Source organism: Hyphomonas sp. (assembly GCF_041689225.1).
Lineage (GTDB): Bacteria > Pseudomonadota > Alphaproteobacteria > Caulobacterales > Hyphomonadaceae > Hyphomonas.
The window spans coordinates 21,511-41,261 of record NZ_JBDNGN010000103.1 but is presented as its reverse complement, the minus strand read 5'-3'; the positions used below and the strand labels follow the sequence as shown (position 1 = coordinate 41,261).

Sequence of the window (19,751 nt, the reverse complement as noted above, 5' to 3'; positions counted from 1 at the left end):
GTCAGGCGCTGGCGCGGTTGATCCGGCGGCGCTGGACGCTGGACGGGATATTCAGGCTCTCGCGATATTTCGCCACCGTGCGACGGGCGATCTCGATGCCATAGCCGGTCAGAATCTCGACGATTTGGTCGTCGGAGAGCACATCGTCCTCGGTCTCGCCGTCGATCAGCACCTTGATCCGGTGACGCACGGCTTCGGCTGAATGGGCCTCGCCGCCGCCGGTTGCCGGGATCGACGCTGAGAAGAAGTATTTCAGTTCGAACAGGCCGCGCGGCGTCGACATGTACTTGTTCGAGGTCACGCGGCTGACCGTGGATTCATGCATCTCGATGGCATCGGCCACCTGTTTCAGGTTAAGGGGCCGCAGATGCGCGACACCATGCGCGAAGAACGCGTCCTGCTGGCGCACGATTTCGCTGCCAACTTTCAGGATCGTGCGGGCGCGCTGGTCCAGCGACTTGATCAGCCATGTTGCGTTCGAAGCACACTCGGAGATGAATTCCTTCTCCTTGTCGCGCATCGGCAGCGCCGTGACTTCGGCATAATAGGCCTTGTCCATCAGGACGCGCGGCAGCGTCTCGGAATTCAGCTCGACCGCAAACATGCCGTTCGGCAGCTCACGCACGAAGACATCCGGCGTCACCGCGATCGTCGTATCGCTCGAAAACCCACTGCCCGGCTTGGGCGACAACTGGCGCAGTTCGCCGAGCATCTCCTGCAGGTCGGCCTTGTCGACACCGCACACATCGGCGAGCGCCTTCAGGTCATGCTTGGCGACCATGTCGAGATTGGCCAGCATGGCTTCTATGGCAGGGTCGAAGCGCCCGCGCTCCTTCAGCTGCAGCGTCAGGCATTCGGGAATCGAGCGGGCCATCACGCCGGTCGGCTCGAAGCCCTGGCAGACTTCCAGCACGGCGGCGACATTGGCGACGTCCGCGCCCAGCGCCTTGGCGACGTCCTCGAGCGGTGCACGCAGGTAGCCGGCCTCGTCGGTCTCGTCGATCAACCGGGCGCCGATCAGGCGGTCGGCCGCTGACAGGCCGGCAATATTCAACTGATTGTGCAGGTGTTCCTGCAGGGTGGCATCCGTCGAAAGGTTCGCGGCAAAATCGTATTCTTCACTGTTGAAGCTGCCGCCCGAAGTGGCGCTCGACCAGTCGGTCTGCGCCGACGGGCCCGAGCCGCCAGCTGGCAGCGCCGCGTCCGACCCCGTGCCGGGTTCAAACACGTCTTCGCCCGGAGCATCAAGCTGGTCGCGTGCGGTGCCCATGCCGGAATTGTCATCGAGCGAAAGCTGCTCGCGTCGCGTCGGCGCTTCGCCCTGTTCGTTGGCGTCGCCGGCATTGTCGTCAGCCTTGTTGAGCAGCGGATTGCGCTCGATCTCGGCCTCCACGAACTCTGCGAGTTCCTGGTTCGAGAGCTGCAACAGCTTGATCGCCTGCTGCAACTGCGGCGTCATTACCAGGGACTGGCCCTGGCGCATGTCGAGTGACTGTTTCATTCCTAAGCCCGCGCCCTTCAGATCAAGCGGCGAACTGTTCACCCAGATAGACCCTGCGCACATCTTCGTTCTTCAGCACATCTTCCGGTGTGCCGTCAAAGAGGACGTCGCCATCATACATGACATAGGCCCGGTCCACGATCTGTAGCGTCTCTCGCACCTGGTGGTCCGTAATCAGGACGCCCAGGCCACGTTGCTTCAGGTAGCGGACAAGTTCGGAAATGTCGGAAATGGCGAGCGGGTCGATACCGGTGAACGGTTCGTCCAGTAGCATGAAGCTCGGACGTGATGCGAGTGCGCGTGCAATCTCCACCCGGCGACGTTCACCTCCCGAAAGGGACGTGGCCGCCTGGCCGCGAAGATGTTCCACATGCAGTTCGCTCAACAGGCTGTCGACCTGTGCCATGCGGGCAGACCGGTCTTTTTCGACCAGTTCTGCCACCGCCATGACATTTTCTTCCACTGTCATCCCTCGGAAAATAGAGGCTTCCTGGGGAAGGTAGCCCACGCCTAGGCGTGCGCGCTGGTACATGGGCAGGCGGGTCACATCTTCCCCATCGATCGAAATCGATCCGGAATCGACGCCGATCAGGCCCATGATCATGTAAAAGCAGGTCGTCTTGCCGGCCCCGTTGGGTCCAAGCAGGCCAACAACTTCTCCGCGTTGCAGAGACAGAGAAACGTCGCGCACCACCTGTCGTTTGCCAAAAGATTTGGCAATATTCTTAACGACAAGGCCTTCGGCCACTTCGGTCATCTCGTGAATTCGTCCCTGATCACGGGCAGTTTCGTCGCCCCGTTCTTGGCATAGCCTGACATACTTAAGATCGGCTTCACGCCATTGCTTGAATTTTTCAGTTTCCGGCCGTGTCCTTGTCGGACTCGATCACCATGCGTGTCCGTCCGGTACCGCCATCCAGCGTCGTCCGGCGCTTGCCGACTTCCAGTTTCAATATCTGGCCTTCAGCCACGTCACGCTCGCGCATCAGCGCCACATTGCCCGTCATTGTGATCGTATCGACGGCGGCGTCATAAACGCCCCGGTCGCCCTTGGCCTTCATTTCCGGCGTGACGTAGAAGACATTGCCTTCGGCAATCATTGTCTGAATCTGGCCAAAACCAGAGCCGACCCCAGCCGTCCCCTCTCCCGTCTTGCCACTGAAAATAATCGTCACCGTGTCCGCGCGCAACCGGGCCGTGCCCTGCTGGATGTCGACATTGCCGATCAGCAACACCTTGCGCTCGCGCTCGAGACTCTCGGTCCGCTCGGAATCGATGTAGATTGGCCCGCCTTCGGACGAGATCTGCGCCATCGCCGGAGCCGCGATGGCCGAGACCGCCAGGGCCGCGCCAAGAAACTTAAGGATTGCCATCTGCATCACCTTCATCGGTTGCCGGCACATCAGGCTCGGCCGGATAAATCACTGTTTTTACATTACCCTGAAAGACGACGCGGTTGCCACCTTCAAGAATCTCATAGGAGTCCGAGCGAATATCGCCAAGCGGTCCCTTGCCTTCGAGCGGCGAAAGCCCCTCGACCCAGTCCTGCCCGACATGCACGCGCGCCGCTGTCGTCTTGAACGAATAGCCCGACGCATCCGTGATTTCGACATCGTCATACAGCTCCAGGATACCCGCATCACGGTCATACATGCCTGACGGTGCGCGCACTTCGGTTCCCGCAGCATCCCGCAGAATCGGCCCGACCAGGTCGACGGCATTGGCGGTCAGTTCCTTGCGGCGGGCCGCATCCGCCGTGATCGTGAAGCTCTGGCCGGTGGAATCGCGTCCGGCAAAGCGCGGGTTGAGCATGGTGACGACTTCATCGCCTGAAATCTGCATCGGTACGGCGTCCCGGGAGAACGCGCTCTTGATGATGTATCCGAAGAACAGGCCGATCGAGACGGCAGCGCAGGCCATGAACAGGACGCGAAGTCCCCGCACCAGGCTCGACCGCCGGCGCGCCTCTTCTAGCGTCAGTTGCCGCCGTGGCGCCCAGAGCGACGCCGGGTCGTGATGCTTGACTGCGTCCATGAAAGCGCCTGAGGCCGGTTACAACGTATTCTGGGCCGTGTTTACCGTTGATAAAGGGGAAACAAAAGCGTCCAGAACATGACGGTTGCGTCAGGAATGTGCGAAAATATCCTGTTCGCCCCAGCCCGCGAGGTCGAGTGCGGCACGGGTCGGCAGGAAGTTGAAGCAGGCCTGCGCCATTTCGAGCCGTCCCTCACGGATCAGCATGGCTTCGAGGCCGGCCTTGATGACATGCAGGTGGAACACGTCGGACGCGGCGTATTGCAATTGCGCATCGCTCAAGTCCTTCGCGCCCCAATCGGAACTCTGCTGCGCCTTGGAGAGGTCGACCCCTGCGATTTCCCGGGCAACATCCTTCAGGCCATGCCTGTCGGTATAGGTTCGCGCCAGTTTGGACGCGATCTTGGTGCACCAGATCGGCGCGCAATCCACGCCCAGCCAGCGCTTGATCATGGCCACATCGAACCGGGCAAAATGGAACAGCTTGATGACCTTGGGATCGGTCAGCAGCGCCTTCAGGTTCGGACAATTGAAATCGCGGCCAAGCTGGACGAGATGCGCCGTGCCGTCACCGGACGACAATTGCACCAGAGTCAGGTGGTCGCGTAGCGGGTTCAGGCCCATGGCCTCGGTATCGATGGCCACGATCGGGCCGAAATCGATGTTCTTGGGCAGGTCGCCCTTATGCAATGTGATTCCGTTCATGCGCCGGACTTAGCATGAGAGGCGTAAACGGCAAATGATCCGTTCAGGCGCGCCCTCTAGACCGCGCGGCGCATCTCTGCCCACGCAGCCATCAGGGCATTCCGGTGCGCCGGGTCGGCAATCGAGATCAGGTATTCGGCACGCCTGTCGATATGGGCGCCGCGCAGGTCGATCGCGCCATGCTCCGTCACCACCCAGGAAATATCCGAACGCGGCAGGCTCACCGCCTCCGGGCCAAGACGTGGCACGATGCGGCTGACCGTTCCCTTCGCCGCTGTCGACGGCAGCGCAATAATCGGCATCCCGCCCTTCGAGGCAGCTGCCCCGCGCAGGAAATTCGCAAGGCCGCCAGTGCCGGACACCTGCCGCCCCTTCATGAATTCCGCATTGGCCTGCCCGAACAGGTCCACTTCCAGCACCGAATTGATTGCCACAAAGCGCTTGATCCCGGCCAGCACATCGATGCCATGGGTCACGTCGACAGCGCGAAAGCGAAAGCGATGGTCGCGCGCCACCCGTTCGTACAGCGCCTGCGTGCCCATCGCCACGCCGGTCAGGATCGCACCGGCCTCATCCACCACACGTCCGGCATCAATCAGGCCCAGTACCGGATCTGTCACCAGCCCCGAATGGATCCGCAGGTTTGCCGGACCGCCCGCCTCGGACAGCGCCTTCAGCGCCGCTTGTTGCACATTGCCGATGCCGAATTGCAGGCAGGCCGCGTCCGTGCCCACCAGCCCGGCAATCGTCTCGCCGATCTGCGCGAAGGTCGGTGGCAGCGCCGATTCCGTCAGTTCCACCAGCGGCGTGTCATCTTCGGCAACGACCGCAAACCGCGATAGCGGCACACGCGGCGTATCCGCCGGGGCCGGCATGTTGCGGTTGACGATGGCCATGGCGGGAATGTCCGTCCGGGCCAGCACCGCACCGGAGAAATCCGCCGATACGCCAAGGCTCACCCGGCCATCCGCTTCCGCGGGCGAAACCATGACCACCGCCAGGTCGATCTGCCTGCTGACCATGTCGCGATAGCTGTCGCTATAGTGCATCGGGCGCAGACGTATCTTCCCGGCATCGAACGCCGCGCGCATGTCGCCATACAGGAACGGCATCTCGGCGCGGGCGGTTTCATGCAGGCTGGTCCAGTCGGTCCGGTTCAGCCCCGGCACCGGTACGCCGACAAAGGTCAGGTCGCGGGCAAGTTCCGGTTCAGCGCGCAACGCGTCGGCCAGCGCTACAGGCTCGCCGCTGCAGCCCGCGATATAGATCCGGGCCGGACCGGGCTTCAGCGCCCGCAATTGCGCGAAAGCCTTCGCGATCATTTGAACGTGAATTTTGCGGGGCGTTTTTCCAGGAAGGACGAATAGCCCTCGACGAAATCCTCGCTGGAGAAGCCCGCGATGAACAGGGCTGCCGCTTCGGGTGAAGTCTCCTCCCACCCGGCTTCCACCCCGGCCACCATCTGCTTGATCGCCCGCACCGACCATTGCGAATTCGCCGCCACCGCTTCGCCAAGCTCACGCGCGCCGGCGAGCGCCGCGCCTGCCGCAACAACGCGGTTGAGCAAGCCGAGGGCGTTTGCTTCCGCCACGTCAAAGATGCGCGCGGTGAACAGGATGTCTTTCGCCCGAGACGCGCCGATGGCCGTCACCAACCGCCGCGTATCGCCCGCCGGATAAACTATGCCTAGCCTGGCCGGCGTGATGCCGAAGCGCGCGCCCTCGCCTGCCACGCGCAGGTCGGCGGCCATGGCGAGGCTCATGCCTCCGCCGACGCAGGCACCATCAATCGCCGCGATCACCGGCTTTGGGCAATGCTCGATCGCATTCAGCGCCGCTGCAATGATTTCGCCGGATTGCGCCGCTGTTTCCGGTGTCGAATAGATGGTCGAGAATTCCGAAATGTCGGCGCCCGCCGCGAAAGCTCCGGCATCGCCGCCATGCAGGATCACCACTTTCACGGCATCTGCCGCAACAACCTGCTGGATCAGCTCCGGTATGGCCGCCCACATATCGACCGACAGCGCATTGCGCTTGCCCGGCTTGTTGAGAATGATCTCGCTGAACGGCGCATTGATCTCAAGACGTATGGACGACTGGCTCAATTGGGTTCCCCGGCATGGGCGCCAAGGCGGCGCGGGCTGGCCTTCTCATGGCAAGAACACTCCGACGGCGCAAGGGATAGAGCCTAGGCGGCCTTCTTCAAGGCAACCAGTGCCTCGTCCAGCGCCGACAGGAAGCGCGACCGATCCGCCTTGGTGAACGGCGCCGGGCCACCGGCGCGCGGGGCCCCGGCCTCGCTGATGCCGACACGCAGGTCCGCCAGGATGGCGCGCGTCGCCACAGCCGCCCCGATGGAATCATCGGTAAACGGCTTGCCCGTCGGGCCGATCACGCGCGCGCCTGCCTTGAGGCAGCGGTCCGCCAGCAGGATGTCCGCTGTGATCACGACGCTCTTGGCGTGCGCCCGCTCTGCAATCCAGTCATCGGCAGCGTCGAACCCGTCCGTCACGATCTGGCGCGAAATCATCGCATGTTCGGGGATGCGGATATAGGAGTTCGATACAAGCACCGCCGGCACGCCGTGCCTCACAGTCACGCGATAAATCTCGTCCTTCACCGGACAGGCATCGCCATCGATGAATATCTGTAGCTCTTCGCTCATGGTTGCTCTTTAGCAGGCGCAGGTAAGGCGTCCATGCCCGCAATCCATGTGCGCACCAGCGCGACGCCGTCATCATCGATCACGCTACGCCCAAGCTCCGGCATCGCCACGCCAGCTTCGGACGACTCCATCCGGTGGGCCAGGATCGAACGGTCGGGGTCACCGGGGGCAATCACATAGATAATGCCGCCAGACCCGCGCCCCGCCGCCGTCGGATGTTTGCCGAGACCGAGCTTGACGGCAGATGTCTCCCCTGCCCCGAGCCAGAGACCGGAATTCGACGCAGACCCGGTCGCCTTGTGGCAATGGGCACAATTGATGTCGAGATAGGCCCGCGCACGGGCTGCAACCGGCAGGCTGATATCGAATATGGCGGTCGCCGCCGGCACGTCGTCCGGCACGCCTTCAAGCACACCCCGCGCCTGCCAGTCGGTGATCTGGTTCACGCCAGCAGGGCCGTCATGGTTCAGGTTGCGCGCCTTCGGCCCGATCGGCAGCACGGTATCGCCATCCTGATGGCAGGTCTTGCACTGGTTCTTGTTCGGAATGGCATAGTCGATCGAAAGCGGCGCGCCCAATGGCCCCACGACCGATATCGCCTGCCGACCACCCGCAGGCGCATAGACAGCCTCCGTGCCTTGCGCATTCCAGGCATAGGGAAACGCCGCCCAGCCATCGGCCTTGTGGATCAGCAACCGCGTCTCGACCTTGTATTCACGCACGCCCGGCGCCCGCAGGTCCGGCGCAAACGCAAATGTCTTGATCAGCGCGCTGCCGACCGGGAAGTCCATCACGCTATCAGCCGAATACGCCGCCGACTTGCCCTTCGGCACGTAGACGAAGCGGTGCTTGATCGCATGGTCCGAGAACAGCGGATTGATCAGGTCATAGGGCACGACGCCCGCTGCCGGACTATCCGCTGCCGCATCGCTGAAGAACCCATAGTCCGCCAGGTACGGTGCCGGCGCGTCAGCCAGTAGCAGGGCCGCGTCCGGCCCACCGGCCTCACCGCTCCGCGCGCTGCAACCCGCCAGCAGGAGAAGGGCTGAAACAAGGCCGGCCAGTCGCATCATCGCGTCAGCGTCCTATTCAGCATCCTGCGGCAGGATCACAGCCGCCGGCTCAGTCACGGGGGTGCCCTGCGGACGGTCGATGCTGGGCGCAAGCGTCTCTGGATTGATCGGATACGCGCCGATGCCGAGATTGACGAAACCGATCTCGGGCGCCTCATCGATAACGAGATTCACCGCCTGCGAATCGGCGCCCGGCCAGCGCGTCACACCATCTGCCACAATCGCCGGCAGCGTGCCGCCAAGCGCCTCTGCCAGGGGCGCCAACATGCCTTGCGGATCGGTGCCACCGCCCGACCAGCGATTGTTCCGCACCACGATATCGCGCGGCAACGGATTGTACCGCTCGTCCGTGAACGGCTCGGTATAGGCCGTCAGCAGGACGTGCGCCGAACGATTGTCGGCAAAATCATTGTCGAACACGTGCACATCGCGATTGGCCAGGATGATCACGCCCGTACCCGACGGCACGCCCGCCACGATATTGCCCGCCGGCGCGAAGTTGCGCGTGTTATTGTGGACGATCTGATTGTTGAATATCCGCGTCGAATGCCCGCCAATGACCGGCAGGTCAGGCAGGTCGAACACGAGGATACCGCCCGTATTGTCGCGGGCAATATTGCCGTAGACATCCGCATTGTTCGAGTTCTCGATCTCGATGCCTGCCACATTGAACTCGGCCAGCGAATTGCGCACGATAATGTTTTCCGACTGGCCGACATAGATGCCGGCATCCGACGCCCCGCGTACGGTCACGTTCTCGACCAGCACGTCGCGCGATTCCACGGGATAGACGCCATAGGCGCCATTGCCTTCGTCAGGCTCGCCCGACCAGTCTACCGTGATATCGCGATAGATGATGCCATCAGCACCCTTGGACTTGATCCCGTCGCCCTTGGTGTCGCGAATGCCGAAAGCCATCAGGGTCACATTGTCCGACGTCACCAGCAGGCCTTCGCCCGCGCCGGTCTGCCCGGCAAAATCGAGAATGGTCTTGTCCTGCCCGGCGCCCAGAAGTGTCACGCCGTCGACATCGAGCGACAGGCCCGTGGTCAGGTTGAACACGCCTTCGGGCAGGCGGATCGTATCGCCCGGCTGGGCGTCGATGAGCGCTGTCTGGAGATTGGTGGCAAAGTCGCCTTCCGCAGACACGACGGCAGGCAGCGCGGGCGCTTCGGCCTTGGTCTCGGGCGCGGGTTTCGGGCTACACGCGGCCAGCGCCAGCAAGGCAACCGCCGCGGTCCAGGTTCCCTGATATTTCATTGCCGCGTCCTCCCCGGTTTATTCGGTGACACAAGTGTCAACTTCAAACCGGGGAAAAGCAAGGGGTGGTTAAGCCGGTGTCAGTGTACGCTGAGCGGCTTCAGGTCATTTGCAAGCGCAGCAGCAAAGGCGGCTTCGCGGCCTTCGACAACCGCGAGGCGAACGCCGTCGGCTGACAGGACCACAAACAGCTCATCCGGATCATTGATCTGGTTGGTTTCACTTGCGGGCAGAAGGGTCTGCAATTCGTCCGCATCCAGGTGGCGGATGTAGACAAAGGCGTCGCTTTCAAACGGGTTCGTTTTCAGTTCAGTCGTCATCATTCCAATCCTTTCCGTCACAAGACAGATACCGAACGCCAAGAGCCGGTGACTATGCCTTCAAGGGGCGGACCCTTCGTTCAGGTTCAAGATGGGGGAGCAATATGGCCGCTTCAAGCGCCGGGATGTGGCGGAAGTGAGATAATGTTCACAAATAAGTGACGGCCCGCCAACGCATTGCGCCGTTAACACGCCGATCGTTCGATTGCAGAAACAGCCCGGAGACCGGGCCATGTGAGGTGCTAATCGCAGATACAAAACCTGCGAAAGCAGCCCTGAGCCCCGTTCATGTGAGGCGCAAAGCGCCGATACGGAAAGCGTTATACAAGAGAAGAATGGTGGAGCCAGACGGAATCGAACCGACGACCTCTTGCATGCCATGCAAGCGCTCTCCCAACTGAGCTATGGCCCCATTCTGCGAAGGGCGAGAAGTAGACGCGCCGGGCGCGCCTTTCAAGCCCTAATCTTCATCCTCGTCGAGCACGAGCGGATCATCGTCATCATCGTCGTCATCGACGCTGAAGGCATCGTCATCATCATCGGCGAGAACGGCATCATCGTCGTCGTCGTCATCGTCGACGCCTTCCTCGGTGAAGCCGGCCGGCACCTTGGAGCCGGTCGTCTCTTCCTCGTCGTCCTCGGACGCGCCTTCGAGGATCACTTCGGCTTCTTCGCCGCCGAGTTCCTTGGCATCTTCTTCGTCGTCGACCTCGTCTTCGTCGTCGTCATCGCCGCCCTTGCCCTTTACGGCAATGTCCTCGTCCTCGTCGTCATCGTCGTCATCGTCGTCAGACTTGATGGCCGCACGGGCAGCTTTTGCCTTCACCTTCGTGATCGTGGTCTTGATGACCTCGTCTTCAGGATCGAATTCGTTACCGCATTTGGGGCAAACAGCGGGGCGTTTGTGGAGGTCGTAAAAGCGGGCTTCGCAGTCTGGGCAGACTTGCTTGGTTCCGAGTTTGTCTTTCGACACGGGGCGGCTCCCTCCGAAGTTTCAATGATTTTGGTCTGGGCGGGCGCTTGCCATGAACGCCGCGCGCTGTCAAAGCCCGAATTCATGTAAGAACAGTGCAATCGGAATCTTCCCATGGTCTGGACCAGCCGCCCCGTCAGCCGCCTGCAAGGCATTATCCGCGCCCCGGGAGACAAATCCTGCAGCCACCGCGCCCTCATCATGGGCGGGATCGCCAGCGGCACCAGCCATTTCTCGGGCCTGCTGGAAGGTGACGATGTCCTGCGCACCGGCGCCGCGATGGCGGCGCTCGGCGCAGAAGTCACGCAGACCGGGCCCGGCCTCTGGCAGGTCACCGGCACCGGGGAGCGCGGGCTCACCTCACCCGCCGCCCCGCTCGACTTCGGCAATTCCGGCACCGGATCGCGCCTGATGATGGGCCTGATGGCCGGTTATGAACTCAGCGCCGAGCTCTGCGGCGACGCCAGCCTCAGCGCCCGGCCGATGAACCGCATCCTCGCCCCGCTGCGCCTGATGGGCCTGACCGATACCGCCAAGCCCGACGGCCGCCTCCCCTTCCGCCTGACCAGCACGCGCGCCCTCAAGGCCATCACCTATGCGCCGCCGCAGGCCTCCGCGCAGGTCAAGTCCGCCATCCTGCTGGCCGGCCTCAACGCCCAGGGCACGACCATTATCGAAGAGGCCAAGCCGACGCGCGACCATACCGAACGCATGCTGCGCGGTTTCGGCGTCGAAATTGGCGTCACGCGTGGCGCCGGGCAGGCCCGCACCATTTCGCTGGTCGGCGGGCAGCGCCTGTCGGCCATCGAGGCTGCCATTCCGGGCGACCCGTCTTCCGCCGCCTTCCTGATCGCGGCTGGCCTGATCTCACCGGACGGCAATGTCATGGTCGAAGGCGTGATGTCCAACCCGACCCGGTCCGGCTTCTTCGACTTGGCTGAACTGATGGGCGCGCGCCTCGGCGCAGAAGACACCGACGACGCTGCTGGCGAACGCCTCATCGACATCCAGTCCGGCAGCGCCGCCCTGATCGGGCGGTCTGTACCCGAACGGCTGGTGCCAGCCATGATCGACGAATTCCCGATCCTCGCCGTGCTTGCCGCCTTCGCCACCGGAACGACAATCGTCACCGGCGCCGAGGAACTGCGCGTCAAGGAAACCGACCGGGTGAAGGCCGTGGTCGACATGCTGCGCGCCAACGGTGTTGAGGCCGAAGAGCGCGAGGACGGATTCGCGGTTCAGGGCTACGGCGGCCCGCCCCCCGGCGGCGGACTGGTCGAAACCCGCCACGATCACCGCATCGCCATGAGCGCCCTCGTCATGGGCACCGCCTCGCAAAAGCCCGTCAGCGTCGATGACGTGTCCATGATCGCGACAAGCTATCCGGATTTCCTCGGGCACATGGCCGCGCTTGGCGCGGATATTTCGGACAGCTGAGCTTCCCTTGCGGCAAACTTGACGGCGACAGTGGCGACGCGATTGTCGGGGAATGACATCGCTTCATTCTCCTCTCCCGCTCGCCCATGGCCCGGCCATGAAAAACCGCTTCATGCTGGCGCCGCTCACGAATTTGCAGAGCCACGCGGACGGCACGCTCAGTGACGACGAATTCCGATGGCTCACAATGCGGGCCGAAGGCGGCTTCGGCCTGACCATGACCTGCGCAGCCCATGTCCAGGCTGTCGGCCAGGGCTTCCCTGGCCAACTCGGAATCTTCGATGACAAGCACTTGCCCGGGATTGCCCGCCTCGCCGAGGCGATCAACAAGACCGGCAGCCATTCCGTCGTCCAGCTACACCATGCCGGCATGCGCTCGCCGAAAGAGCTGATTGGCGAAACGCCACATTGCCCTTCCGACAACACGGAATTCGGCGCGCGCGCAATGTCCGGCGACGAAGTCAGGCGCGCGTTCGATGCCTTCGTCGCTGGCGCGAAGCGCGCCGAGACGGCAGGCTTCCATGGCGTAGAGCTGCATGGAGCGCATGGCTACCTGATCGGCCAGTTCCTCAGCGCGGAAGTGAACCAGCGTGACGACGAATATGGCGGGCCTTATGAGAACCGCGTGAAACTCCTGAAGGAGATAATCGACGCGGTGCGCGCCGAATGCGGCAAGGACTTCTCGCTCGGCGTGCGACTTTCACCGGAGCGGTTCGGGATGGACCTGATGGAGATCCGCCGTCTCGCCGGAGAACTCATGGTGTCCGGCAAGCTCGACTATCTCGACATGTCACTGTGGGACGCGTTCAAATTGCCGATGGACGAAGCTCACCAGTCGCGCAGCCTGCTCGGCTGGTTCATCGACCTGCCGCGCGGGGACTGCCGCCTCGGTGCAGCAGGCAAGCTGACGACAGGCCCCGCCTGCCAGAAAGCGCTGGACGATGGGCTGGACTTTGTGGTCATCGGCCGCAGCGCAATCCTCCATCATGATTTCCCTGAAAAACTCGAAGCCGATCCGAATTTCATGCCCAGCGCCCTGCCCGTGCCAGAGGCACATCTTCGTCAGGAAGGGCTTGGCGATGCCTTCGTCAGTTACATGAAGACGTGGAAGGGCTTCGTGCAGGAATCAGCCTGAGCCGGACCACCACCCCCGAATACCTATCCCCCACCCTCCAAGGGCCCCACCCGGCGTCGCACCTGCTTGACAATATGGGGGCCTTCGCTCACTTCCCGCGTCCATGATCATCGCCATCGACGGAACAACGGCCTCAGGTAAAGGCACGATCGCGAAACGCCTCGCGGCGCGCTACGGTCTGTCGCATTTGGACACCGGGCGCCTCTACCGGGCCACGGCCGTTGCCGCGATCAAACAGGGTGTCGCGCTCGATGATGCCGCCAGCCTCGTCCGCATCGCCGCCGGCCTCGAACTGGCCAGCTTCAGTGAAGCGGACTTGCGCACAGGCGAAGCCGGCAAGGCGGCCAGCAAGGTCGCCGTCATCCCCGAAGTCCGCCAGGCCCTGTTCGACCTGCAACGCGCCTTTGCCATCCAGCCCCGGGGCGCCCTGCTCGACGGGCGCGATATCGGAACGGTGATCGCGCCGGACGCCGATGTGAAACTCTGGGTCGACGCGAATGTCGAACAGCGCGGCTACCGGCGCTGGAGGGAATATCTCGGCTACGGTCAGGACATTACGCTTAAAGAGGTCGTCAAACAGCTGCGCATCCGCGATGAACGCGACCAGTCGCGCAAGGATGCCCCGGCCATAATCGCAACAGATGCGGTCTTGATAGATACGACTGATCTGACTATAGACGTCGCAGTGGAGAAGGCGATTGCAGCCGTTGAGGCCGTTCTTGCTCGTGGAAAGACCGTCTGAAGGGCCCCAAAAGGGCTCAAATCCAAACAGATGGTGCCGCTCTGAAGATGACAGACCACTCTAACGGGTCGTTCCGACGCGGGCTGCAATGGTGCACGCCCGCCTTGAACCGTTCGCCCCGTACCCGGAGACACAATGACTGAAAAAATGAACCCATCAACCGACGATTTCGCGGCAATGTTCGAGTCGTCCGCTGCCGCGGGCGCAATGCAGGAAGGCCAGGTTATCCCGGCCACCGTCATTCGCATCGAGAATGAAAACGTTCTCGTCGATATCGGCCTCAAGACCGAAGGCCGTATCCCGACAAAAGAATTCGCACTCGAAGATGAGCAGCCCAAGCCCGGCGACATCATCGACGTGTATCTCGACCGGATCGAGAACGCCCTCGGCGACGCCGTCCTCTCGCGCGACAAGGCTCGCCGCGAAGAGCGCTGGATCAAGCTCGAGCGCAGCTTTGCCAAGGAAGAGCCCGTCAAAGGCGCTATTTCCGGACGCGTCAAAGGCGGCTTCACGGTCGACCTCGGCGGCGTCAACGCCTTCCTTCCCGGCAGCCAGGTGGACATCCGCCCGGTCCGCGACGTGGGTCCGCTCATGGGCGAGATCCAGCCGTTCGCCATCCTCAAGCTCGACCGCACCCGTGGCAACATTGTTGTCTCGCGCCGCGCCATCCTTGAAGAGAGTCGCGCCGAACAGCGTGCCGAGATCGTCTCGGACATGAAAGAAGGCGACGTCCGCAAAGGTATCGTCAAGAACATCACCGATTACGGTGCGTTCGTGGACCTCGGCGGCATCGATGGCTTGCTGCACGTCACCGACATGAGCTGGAAGCGTATCAACCACCCGTCGCAGGTTGTTGAAGTCGGCCAGGAAGTCGAAGTGCAGATCGTCAAGATCAACCCGGACACCCAGCGTATCTCGCTCGGCATGAAGCAACTCGGTTCCGACCCATGGGACGGCATCGACTCGCGTTATCCGGTCGGCGCACGCCTCAAGGGCCAGGTCACCAACATCACAGACTACGGCGCGTTCGTGGAACTGGAAGATGGTGTCGAAGGCCTGATCCACGTCTCCGAAATGAGCTGGACCAAGAAGAACGTCCATCCCGGCAAGATCCTGTCCACGACACAGGAAGTTGACGTGGAAGTTCTGGATGTCGACAGCGACAAGCGTCGCATCTCGCTCGGCCTCAAGCAGACCATGGACAATCCATGGAACGCATTCGTCGCCGACCACCCGGTCGGTTCCGAAATCGAGGGCGAAGTCCGTGGCATCACCGAGTTCGGCCTTTTCGTGGGCCTCGGCCCCGACCTCGACGGCATGGTGCACATCAATGACATCGCTTGGGACAAGTCCGGCGAGCAGGCCATTGAAGGCTTCAACAAGGGCGACATGGTCAAGGCCAGAGTGCTCGACGTCGATATCGACAAAGAGCGTATCTCGCTCGGCATCAAGCAGCTCAGCGGCGACCCGATTTCTGCCCCTGCAGACGGCGGTACCGGCGTGAAGCGTGGCTCGATCGTCACCTGCACCGTCACCGAGATCACCTCGGGCGGTATCGAGGTCGAGTTCGGCTCCCCGGCGATGAAATCCTTCATCCGCCGCTCCGACCTCAGCCGCGACCGGGCCGACCAGCGCCCCGAACGGTTTGCTGTTGGCGACAAGGTCGACGCCAAGATCCTCACCATCGATCGCGGCTCGCGCCGTGTGACACTGTCGATCAAGGCGCTCGAGATTGCCGAAGAAGCAGATGCCGTCGCACAATACGGTTCGGCTGATGCCGGCGCCTCGCTCGGCGACATCCTCGGTGCAGCCCTCGCCTCCTCGACGGCCGGCAAGGCTGAATCCAGGGCCGATCCAAAGGCAGAGCCCAAGGCGAAGAAAGCGGCGTCTGCTCCGGCAGGCGACGCAGCATCGCTCGACGAGCGTGGCCGTCTGGCCGCGCCACAGGGCGAGGCCGATGACCTGAAGCAGATCAAGGGTGTCGGTCCGGCATTCGAGAAAAAGCTTCACGAAGCCGGTATCTTCCACTTCTGGCAGGTTGCCGCTCTTAATGAGGCTCAGATCACTGAGCTTGAAGAAGAGCTCAGCTTCCAGGGCCGGATGGAACGTGACGACTGGAAGGGCCAGGCCGAAGCGTTCATGAACGAGGCCTGATCCGGAGCGGGCAACCGCTTCCTAAATTCGACGAAATGTTTGCGGCGGGGGCCTAGCGTTCCCGCCGCAAATGCGTTTAATAACAACCACATGCTAAAGTCCGAACTCATTGCGAAACTCGCTTCGGAATACAGTCACCTCCGCCAGGAGGACCTCGAGCGTGTGGTCAATGTGATTCTCGACGAGATCGGCGATGCCCTCGCACGCGGCGACCGGGTCGAACTGCGCGGCTTCGGCGCCTTCTCCGTTCGTAAGCGTGACGCCCGCAAGGGCCGCAATCCGCGGACCGGCGAACCGGTCAAGGTGCCGGCAAAGGCCGTCCCCTTCTTCAAGGCCGGCAAGGAATTGCGCGCCCGCGTCAATGGCGGCGAAGATCCCGAAGCCCGATAGGCTGACCTCCGGCAGGCTCCCCCGCCCGTTGAACCAGCTTGACCCTCTATTCGAATAGTAGGAATTATTTCCACTGGCGAGTGGGATAACCAACCTTAGGAGGGGTATACAATGTTCAAGGAATTCAAAGAATTTGCCATGAAGGGCAATCTCATCGACATGGCCGTCGCCTTTGTCATGGGCGGCGCTTTCGCAACTGTCGTAAGCGCGTTCATTGAGGGCGTTTTCCTGCCGATCCTCGCGCCGATCATGGGCGGCATCGATCTGGCAGCACTGACCTACACGATTTCACCTGAAGTCCTCGACGCCGCTGGCGAAGTCGTTCAGCCCGCTGCGATCGTCGATATCGGCGCATTCCTCAGCGCGCTGATCTCGTTCATCATCGTCGCGTTGGTGATGCTCATGATCATCAAGGGCATGAATTCGATGAGGAAAAAGGAAGAGGCAGCACCGGCAGAGCCGCCGCGCCAGGAAGTCCTCCTCGAGGAAATCCGCAACCTGCTTGCAAAGGGCGCCAAATAGGCCGCCGCAACGAGGTTCGTAAAGCGTTAGGACTTTTTCCTTAAAGCTTAAGATCAGTAGAGTACCAAGTAGAGTATGAGAGGGGCAGCCGATTGGCTGCCCTTCTTTTTTTGCCTCAATACTCGTACTTCGTAATGTTGGTCATTTCGATCGTATAGGCCGCGTCGGCGAGATCCGAATTCTGCGTCTGCGTTAGCATCGTGCCTTCGATCCAGACGGCCTGGGCCAGGTCCTTCAGCTTGATCGGCGTGTCGGTCCTGACGAATATCGTCTGGTTTGGCGGCGGTGGGGGCGAGTGGATACAGGCCCCGAAATACGGCACCAGCAGGAATTGCGTGATCTCGGCTTTCGATCCGTATTCGAACGGCACCGTATAGCCGGGGATGCGCACCTTCACGCCGTTCAGTGCGTCGACTGTATTGAACGTGCCGATCTGGACCGACGTGTCGGCGGCCGAGCCCTCGGCAATCGCCGCGCCGGAATAGAGCGTCGCCATTTGCGATTGGTACATCTGGGCGAGGCGTTCTTCCTCGCCCTCCGGCATAAGGTCTTCCCACCCGACGCTGCGAATGCCGCGCGCCTCAAGCTCAGCCTTGGTCCGTGCCGCCTCAGCCGCCTTGGCGACGATTTCGGCATCTTTCTCGGCTTTCCGGGCCGCCTTCTCGGCATCGCCCTCGCCGATCTTGTCGCCGAATTTCGGCCCGGCATTGGCCGTCGCAGCAGCAGGGGCTGAGGCCGTTTCCGGCACAGCGGTCTCACCACAGGCCACAACAAGCGCGAGCAGTATGGCGAAGGTCAGGATCAGGGGTTTTTTCATGGCTCTCTAAATAGGCTCCGAGGGCTGGTTCCACCAGCCGGTTTCAACGGTACAAATCATCACAGTTTCACAGACAGGCCATCGGCCAGTGATCGGCGGAACGCCGCCCAAGCCGGCACCATGCCGATCACCAGCGCGGCCAGCGTCACGGCCAGCAGCGTGTAGAGATCGGTCAGCCCTGGCCCTGTTCCCGCCAGCGACACGCCATAGCGCGCCTCCACCATCGGACCCGCCACCAGCAGGATCGCATGGATAAGGCCAATCCCCGCCAGTGCGCCGAGGAATCCGACAAGACCAGCCTCCAGCACTAGCAGGCTGAAAATATGTCCCGGCCGCGCGCCCACGGCCCGCAGGATCGACATCTCGCGCCGGCGCTCGTTCAGGCTCGTCAGGATCGAGGTGAGGATCGATACCAGCCCCACCGCGATGACAAATACAGACACTGCCATCAGTGCCCGCTCGGCAAAGGCCGTGACGCTCCACAGCTCGGCCAGCGCCGCGCCGGGAATGATCGCCATCAGCGGCTCGCCCTTGTTGGTATTGATCGTCCGGCGCGTTGTCAGGATCGTGCCCTTTTGGGTCAGGCCGACAAAGATCGCGGTCACGCTTTTCGGCGTCAGGTCGAAGCTGCGGATCATCGTTTCATCGATCGAGTCCGACAGCGGGTTCTTCGCGCCCGTCTCCCAGCCGACATGGATGGCGGTGATCGCTTCCAGCGAGACATGCACCGTGCGGTCCACCGGCGTGCCGGTCGGGGCCAGGATGCCGACGACCCGGAAGGGCCGGTTCTCATGTCCGCCATCGAGGTTGGCTGCGCCCAGCCCGTGGCTCAGCACCAGCGGCGAGCCAATCTCATAGCCAAGTTCTCGCGCCACATCGGCGCCGATCACGGTATCAAACACATCTGTGAACCGCTCGCCCTTGGCCAATACCACCGCCTGCCCCCGGCCATATTTGTAATGATCAAAATACGCGTCTGTCGTGCCAAGCACGCGAAAGCCCCGGTGACTGTCGCCGAGCGAGATCGGCACTGCCCACGCGATATCCGGACGCGCCGCAATCTTCTCATAGGTCGGCCACGACACTTCCGCGGTCGCATTGCCCATCCGGAACACTGAATAAAGCAGCAGGTTCACCGTCCCCGTCGGCGCCCCCACGATCAGGTCTGTGCCCGAAATCGTATTGCCAAAGCCCTCACGCGCACCAGTCCGCGCCTTCTCGACGCCGAGGAACAGGGCCACTGAAAGTGCCACGGCCACCAGTGTCAGGATGACCGAGCCCTTGCGGTTCATCAGGCTTTTCCAGGCGAGAGACAGGATCGCCTTCATGCGCTCAACCTCGCCCGGTTGATCTCGGCAAGGTCCACCGCCCGGTCGAACAGCCGCGCCAGCGAGGCGTCATGGCTGACAAACAGCAACGCCGCGCCGGTGCGGGCGGCCTCTTCGGACAGGAGTTCAATGAACCGGTCGCGGGCATCGGAATCGAGCGCCGACGTCGGCTCGTCCGCAATCACGATTTCCGGCCCGCCGATCAGCGCCCGCGCCGCGGCCACGCGCTGCTGCTGGCCAACCGAGAGGTCAGATACACGTCGCGCCAGAAGCGCTTCATCGGTGAGGCCCAGCCGACCCAGAAGGCGCCGGGCCTCTGCATCGGCATCCCCGCCAACGACCCTGCGGCGACGGCCCGAGAATTTCAGCGGCAGGGTCACGTTCCCCACCACCGAGAGATAAGGCACGAGATTGAACATCTGGAAGATCACGCCGAGATGGTCGGCCCGCATCCGATCGCGCGCCGCGCTGGACAGGCTGCCAAGCTCCTGGCCCAGCACGTTCACCCGTCCGGCATCCGCCACCAGAACGCCGGCGATCACCCCGAGCAGGGTCGACTTGCCCGAGCCTGACGGCCCCCGCAGGAACAGGCGCTCGCCGCGCGCCAGCGTGAAGGCGGGCACATCTAGCACCGGCTCTGCGCCCTTCCAGGCAAAGCGCAGGCCGTCGATCTGTATGGCAGGATCAGTCATTCAG

Annotated in this window: 20 protein-coding genes, 1 tRNA gene and 1 pseudogene; 6 read left to right on the top strand and 16 right to left on the bottom strand. The window is 62.6% G+C overall.

Annotated features, from left to right (window positions below):
* Position 1: 1 nt before the first annotated feature.
* The 13 genes from rpoN to ACESNB_RS09390 all read right to left on the bottom strand — a co-directional run bounded on the left by rpoN (position 2) and on the right by ACESNB_RS09390 (position 10,530).
* On the bottom strand, positions 2–1,501 hold the full coding sequence (gene rpoN / locus ACESNB_RS09450; RefSeq protein ID WP_373006610.1) for an RNA polymerase factor sigma-54: 1,500 nt from the start codon (positions 1,499–1,501) through the stop codon (positions 2–4).
* Between the two features lie 22 nt (positions 1,502–1,523).
* On the bottom strand, positions 1,524–2,258 hold the full coding sequence (gene lptB / locus ACESNB_RS09445; RefSeq protein WP_373006608.1) for an LPS export ABC transporter ATP-binding protein: 735 nt from the start codon (positions 2,256–2,258) through the stop codon (positions 1,524–1,526).
* Positions 2,259–2,355: 97 nt separating this feature from the next.
* Complete coding sequence (locus ACESNB_RS09440) at positions 2,356–2,874, bottom strand: LptA/OstA family protein (protein WP_373006606.1); 519 nt, start codon at positions 2,872–2,874, stop codon at positions 2,356–2,358.
* Positions 2,861–3,535, bottom strand: a complete 675-nt coding sequence (locus ACESNB_RS09435; RefSeq protein WP_373006604.1) for a hypothetical protein — start codon at positions 3,533–3,535, stop codon at positions 2,861–2,863. Before ACESNB_RS09435 ends, ACESNB_RS09440 begins: the two co-directional genes overlap by 14 nt.
* 90 nt (positions 3,536–3,625) lie before the next feature.
* A complete protein-coding gene (locus tag ACESNB_RS09430) occupies positions 3,626–4,240 on the bottom strand; it encodes a ribonuclease H-like domain-containing protein (RefSeq protein ID WP_340692943.1) in 615 nt (204 codons plus the stop codon).
* A gap of 56 nt (positions 4,241–4,296) precedes the next feature.
* A complete protein-coding gene (locus tag ACESNB_RS09425) occupies positions 4,297–5,562 on the bottom strand; it encodes an acetyl-CoA hydrolase/transferase family protein (RefSeq protein ID WP_373006602.1) in 1,266 nt (421 codons plus the stop codon).
* Positions 5,559–6,344, bottom strand: coding sequence for an enoyl-CoA hydratase-related protein (locus ACESNB_RS09420; protein WP_373006600.1), 786 nt, complete (start codon positions 6,342–6,344; stop codon positions 5,559–5,561). The genes ACESNB_RS09425 and ACESNB_RS09420 overlap by 4 nt, the downstream gene beginning before the upstream one ends.
* Positions 6,345–6,427: 83 nt before the next feature.
* The gene (locus tag ACESNB_RS09415) at positions 6,428–6,904 is read right to left on the bottom strand and encodes a YaiI/YqxD family protein (protein ID WP_373006599.1); all 477 of its coding nucleotides are present in this window, start codon (positions 6,902–6,904) and stop codon (positions 6,428–6,430) included.
* Positions 6,901–7,977 (bottom strand): SO2930 family diheme c-type cytochrome, encoded by a 1,077-nt coding sequence (locus ACESNB_RS09410; protein WP_373006597.1) that lies wholly within the window; start codon positions 7,975–7,977, stop codon positions 6,901–6,903. Before ACESNB_RS09410 ends, ACESNB_RS09415 begins: the two co-directional genes overlap by 4 nt.
* 12 nt (positions 7,978–7,989) lie before the next feature.
* Positions 7,990–9,237: a parallel beta-helix domain-containing protein gene (locus ACESNB_RS09405; protein ID WP_373006595.1), complete on the bottom strand. Its 1,248-nt coding sequence runs from the start codon at positions 9,235–9,237 to the stop codon at positions 7,990–7,992.
* An 80-nt stretch (positions 9,238–9,317) separates the two neighbouring features.
* On the bottom strand, positions 9,318–9,560 hold the full coding sequence (locus ACESNB_RS09400; RefSeq protein WP_373006593.1) for a DUF1150 family protein: 243 nt from the start codon (positions 9,558–9,560) through the stop codon (positions 9,318–9,320).
* Positions 9,561–9,893: 333 nt separating this feature from the next.
* Positions 9,894–9,969: transfer RNA gene (locus ACESNB_RS09395), tRNA-Ala, on the bottom strand.
* 48 nt (positions 9,970–10,017) lie between these two features.
* Positions 10,018–10,530 (bottom strand): FYDLN acid domain-containing protein, encoded by a 513-nt coding sequence (locus ACESNB_RS09390; protein WP_373006591.1) that lies wholly within the window; start codon positions 10,528–10,530, stop codon positions 10,018–10,020.
* 114 nt (positions 10,531–10,644) lie between these two features.
* On the opposite strand from ACESNB_RS09390, the gene aroA reads away from it, so the two are divergent.
* The 6 genes and pseudogenes from aroA to mscL all read left to right on the top strand — a co-directional run bounded on the left by aroA (position 10,645) and on the right by mscL (position 16,910).
* Positions 10,645–11,967, top strand: a complete 1,323-nt coding sequence (gene aroA / locus ACESNB_RS09385) for a 3-phosphoshikimate 1-carboxyvinyltransferase (RefSeq protein ID WP_373006589.1) — start codon at positions 10,645–10,647, stop codon at positions 11,965–11,967.
* A 52-nt stretch (positions 11,968–12,019) separates the two neighbouring features.
* On the top strand, positions 12,020–13,102 hold the full coding sequence (locus tag ACESNB_RS09380) for an NADH:flavin oxidoreductase (protein WP_373006587.1): 1,083 nt from the start codon (positions 12,020–12,022) through the stop codon (positions 13,100–13,102).
* A gap of 103 nt (positions 13,103–13,205) precedes the next feature.
* Positions 13,206–13,844 (top strand): (d)CMP kinase, encoded by a 639-nt coding sequence (gene cmk, locus ACESNB_RS09375; protein WP_373006585.1) that lies wholly within the window; start codon positions 13,206–13,208, stop codon positions 13,842–13,844.
* Between the two features lie 135 nt (positions 13,845–13,979).
* A pseudogene (gene rpsA, locus ACESNB_RS09370) lies at positions 13,980–15,659 on the top strand (30S ribosomal protein S1); the annotation flags it as partial.
* 378 nt (positions 15,660–16,037) lie between these two features.
* On the top strand, positions 16,038–16,388 hold the full coding sequence (locus ACESNB_RS09365; RefSeq protein WP_373006583.1) for an integration host factor subunit beta: 351 nt from the start codon (positions 16,038–16,040) through the stop codon (positions 16,386–16,388).
* 111 nt (positions 16,389–16,499) lie between these two features.
* Positions 16,500–16,910, top strand: a complete 411-nt coding sequence (gene mscL / locus ACESNB_RS09360) for a large conductance mechanosensitive channel protein MscL (RefSeq protein WP_373006581.1) — start codon at positions 16,500–16,502, stop codon at positions 16,908–16,910.
* Positions 16,911–17,025: 115 nt separating this feature from the next.
* Here the strand turns inward: mscL and ACESNB_RS09355 are convergent, their stop codons facing one another.
* Genes ACESNB_RS09355 through ACESNB_RS09345 form a run of 3 tightly spaced genes read right to left on the bottom strand, consistent with a single transcriptional unit; the run spans position 17,026 to position 19,747 of the window.
* Positions 17,026–17,727 carry a DUF3299 domain-containing protein gene (locus ACESNB_RS09355; protein ID WP_373006579.1) on the bottom strand — a complete coding sequence of 234 codons (702 nt, stop codon included), beginning with the start codon at positions 17,725–17,727 and terminating at the stop codon, positions 17,026–17,028.
* Positions 17,728–17,786: 59 nt separating this feature from the next.
* Positions 17,787–19,055, bottom strand: coding sequence for an ABC transporter permease (locus ACESNB_RS09350; RefSeq protein ID WP_373006577.1), 1,269 nt, complete (start codon positions 19,053–19,055; stop codon positions 17,787–17,789).
* A complete protein-coding gene (locus ACESNB_RS09345) occupies positions 19,052–19,747 on the bottom strand; it encodes an ABC transporter ATP-binding protein (protein WP_373006575.1) in 696 nt (231 codons plus the stop codon). Before ACESNB_RS09345 ends, ACESNB_RS09350 begins: the two co-directional genes overlap by 4 nt.
* Between the last annotated feature and the right edge of the window lie 4 nt (positions 19,748–19,751).

Bases quoted from the DNA above. Each gene is read 5' to 3' on its own strand.
- rpoN (WP_373006610.1), bottom strand. From the start codon at position 1,501: ATGAAACAGTCACTCGACATGCGCCAGGGCCAGTCCCTGGTAATGACG.
- lptB (WP_373006608.1), bottom strand. From the start codon at position 2,258: ATGACCGAAGTGGCCGAAGGCCTTGTCGTTAAGAATATTGCCAAATCT.
- ACESNB_RS09440 (WP_373006606.1), bottom strand. From the start codon at position 2,874: ATGGCAATCCTTAAGTTTCTTGGCGCGGCCCTGGCGGTCTCGGCCATC.
- ACESNB_RS09435 (WP_373006604.1), bottom strand. From the start codon at position 3,535: ATGGACGCAGTCAAGCATCACGACCCGGCGTCGCTCTGGGCGCCACGG.
- ACESNB_RS09430 (WP_340692943.1), bottom strand. From the start codon at position 4,240: ATGAACGGAATCACATTGCATAAGGGCGACCTGCCCAAGAACATCGAT.
- ACESNB_RS09425 (WP_373006602.1), bottom strand. From the start codon at position 5,562: ATGATCGCGAAGGCTTTCGCGCAATTGCGGGCGCTGAAGCCCGGTCCG.
- ACESNB_RS09415 (WP_373006599.1), bottom strand. From the start codon at position 6,904: ATGAGCGAAGAGCTACAGATATTCATCGATGGCGATGCCTGTCCGGTG.
- ACESNB_RS09410 (WP_373006597.1), bottom strand. From the start codon at position 7,977: ATGATGCGACTGGCCGGCCTTGTTTCAGCCCTTCTCCTGCTGGCGGGT.
- ACESNB_RS09405 (WP_373006595.1), bottom strand. From the start codon at position 9,237: ATGAAATATCAGGGAACCTGGACCGCGGCGGTTGCCTTGCTGGCGCTG.
- ACESNB_RS09400 (WP_373006593.1), bottom strand. From the start codon at position 9,560: ATGATGACGACTGAACTGAAAACGAACCCGTTTGAAAGCGACGCCTTT.
- aroA (WP_373006589.1), top strand. From the start codon at position 10,645: ATGGTCTGGACCAGCCGCCCCGTCAGCCGCCTGCAAGGCATTATCCGC.
- ACESNB_RS09380 (WP_373006587.1), top strand. From the start codon at position 12,020: ATGACATCGCTTCATTCTCCTCTCCCGCTCGCCCATGGCCCGGCCATG.
- cmk (WP_373006585.1), top strand. From the start codon at position 13,206: ATGATCATCGCCATCGACGGAACAACGGCCTCAGGTAAAGGCACGATC.
- mscL (WP_373006581.1), top strand. From the start codon at position 16,500: ATGTTCAAGGAATTCAAAGAATTTGCCATGAAGGGCAATCTCATCGAC.
- ACESNB_RS09355 (WP_373006579.1), bottom strand. From the start codon at position 17,727: ATGAAAAAACCCCTGATCCTGACCTTCGCCATACTGCTCGCGCTTGTT.
- ACESNB_RS09350 (WP_373006577.1), bottom strand. From the start codon at position 19,055: ATGAAGGCGATCCTGTCTCTCGCCTGGAAAAGCCTGATGAACCGCAAG.
- ACESNB_RS09345 (WP_373006575.1), bottom strand. From the start codon at position 19,747: ATGACTGATCCTGCCATACAGATCGACGGCCTGCGCTTTGCCTGGAAG.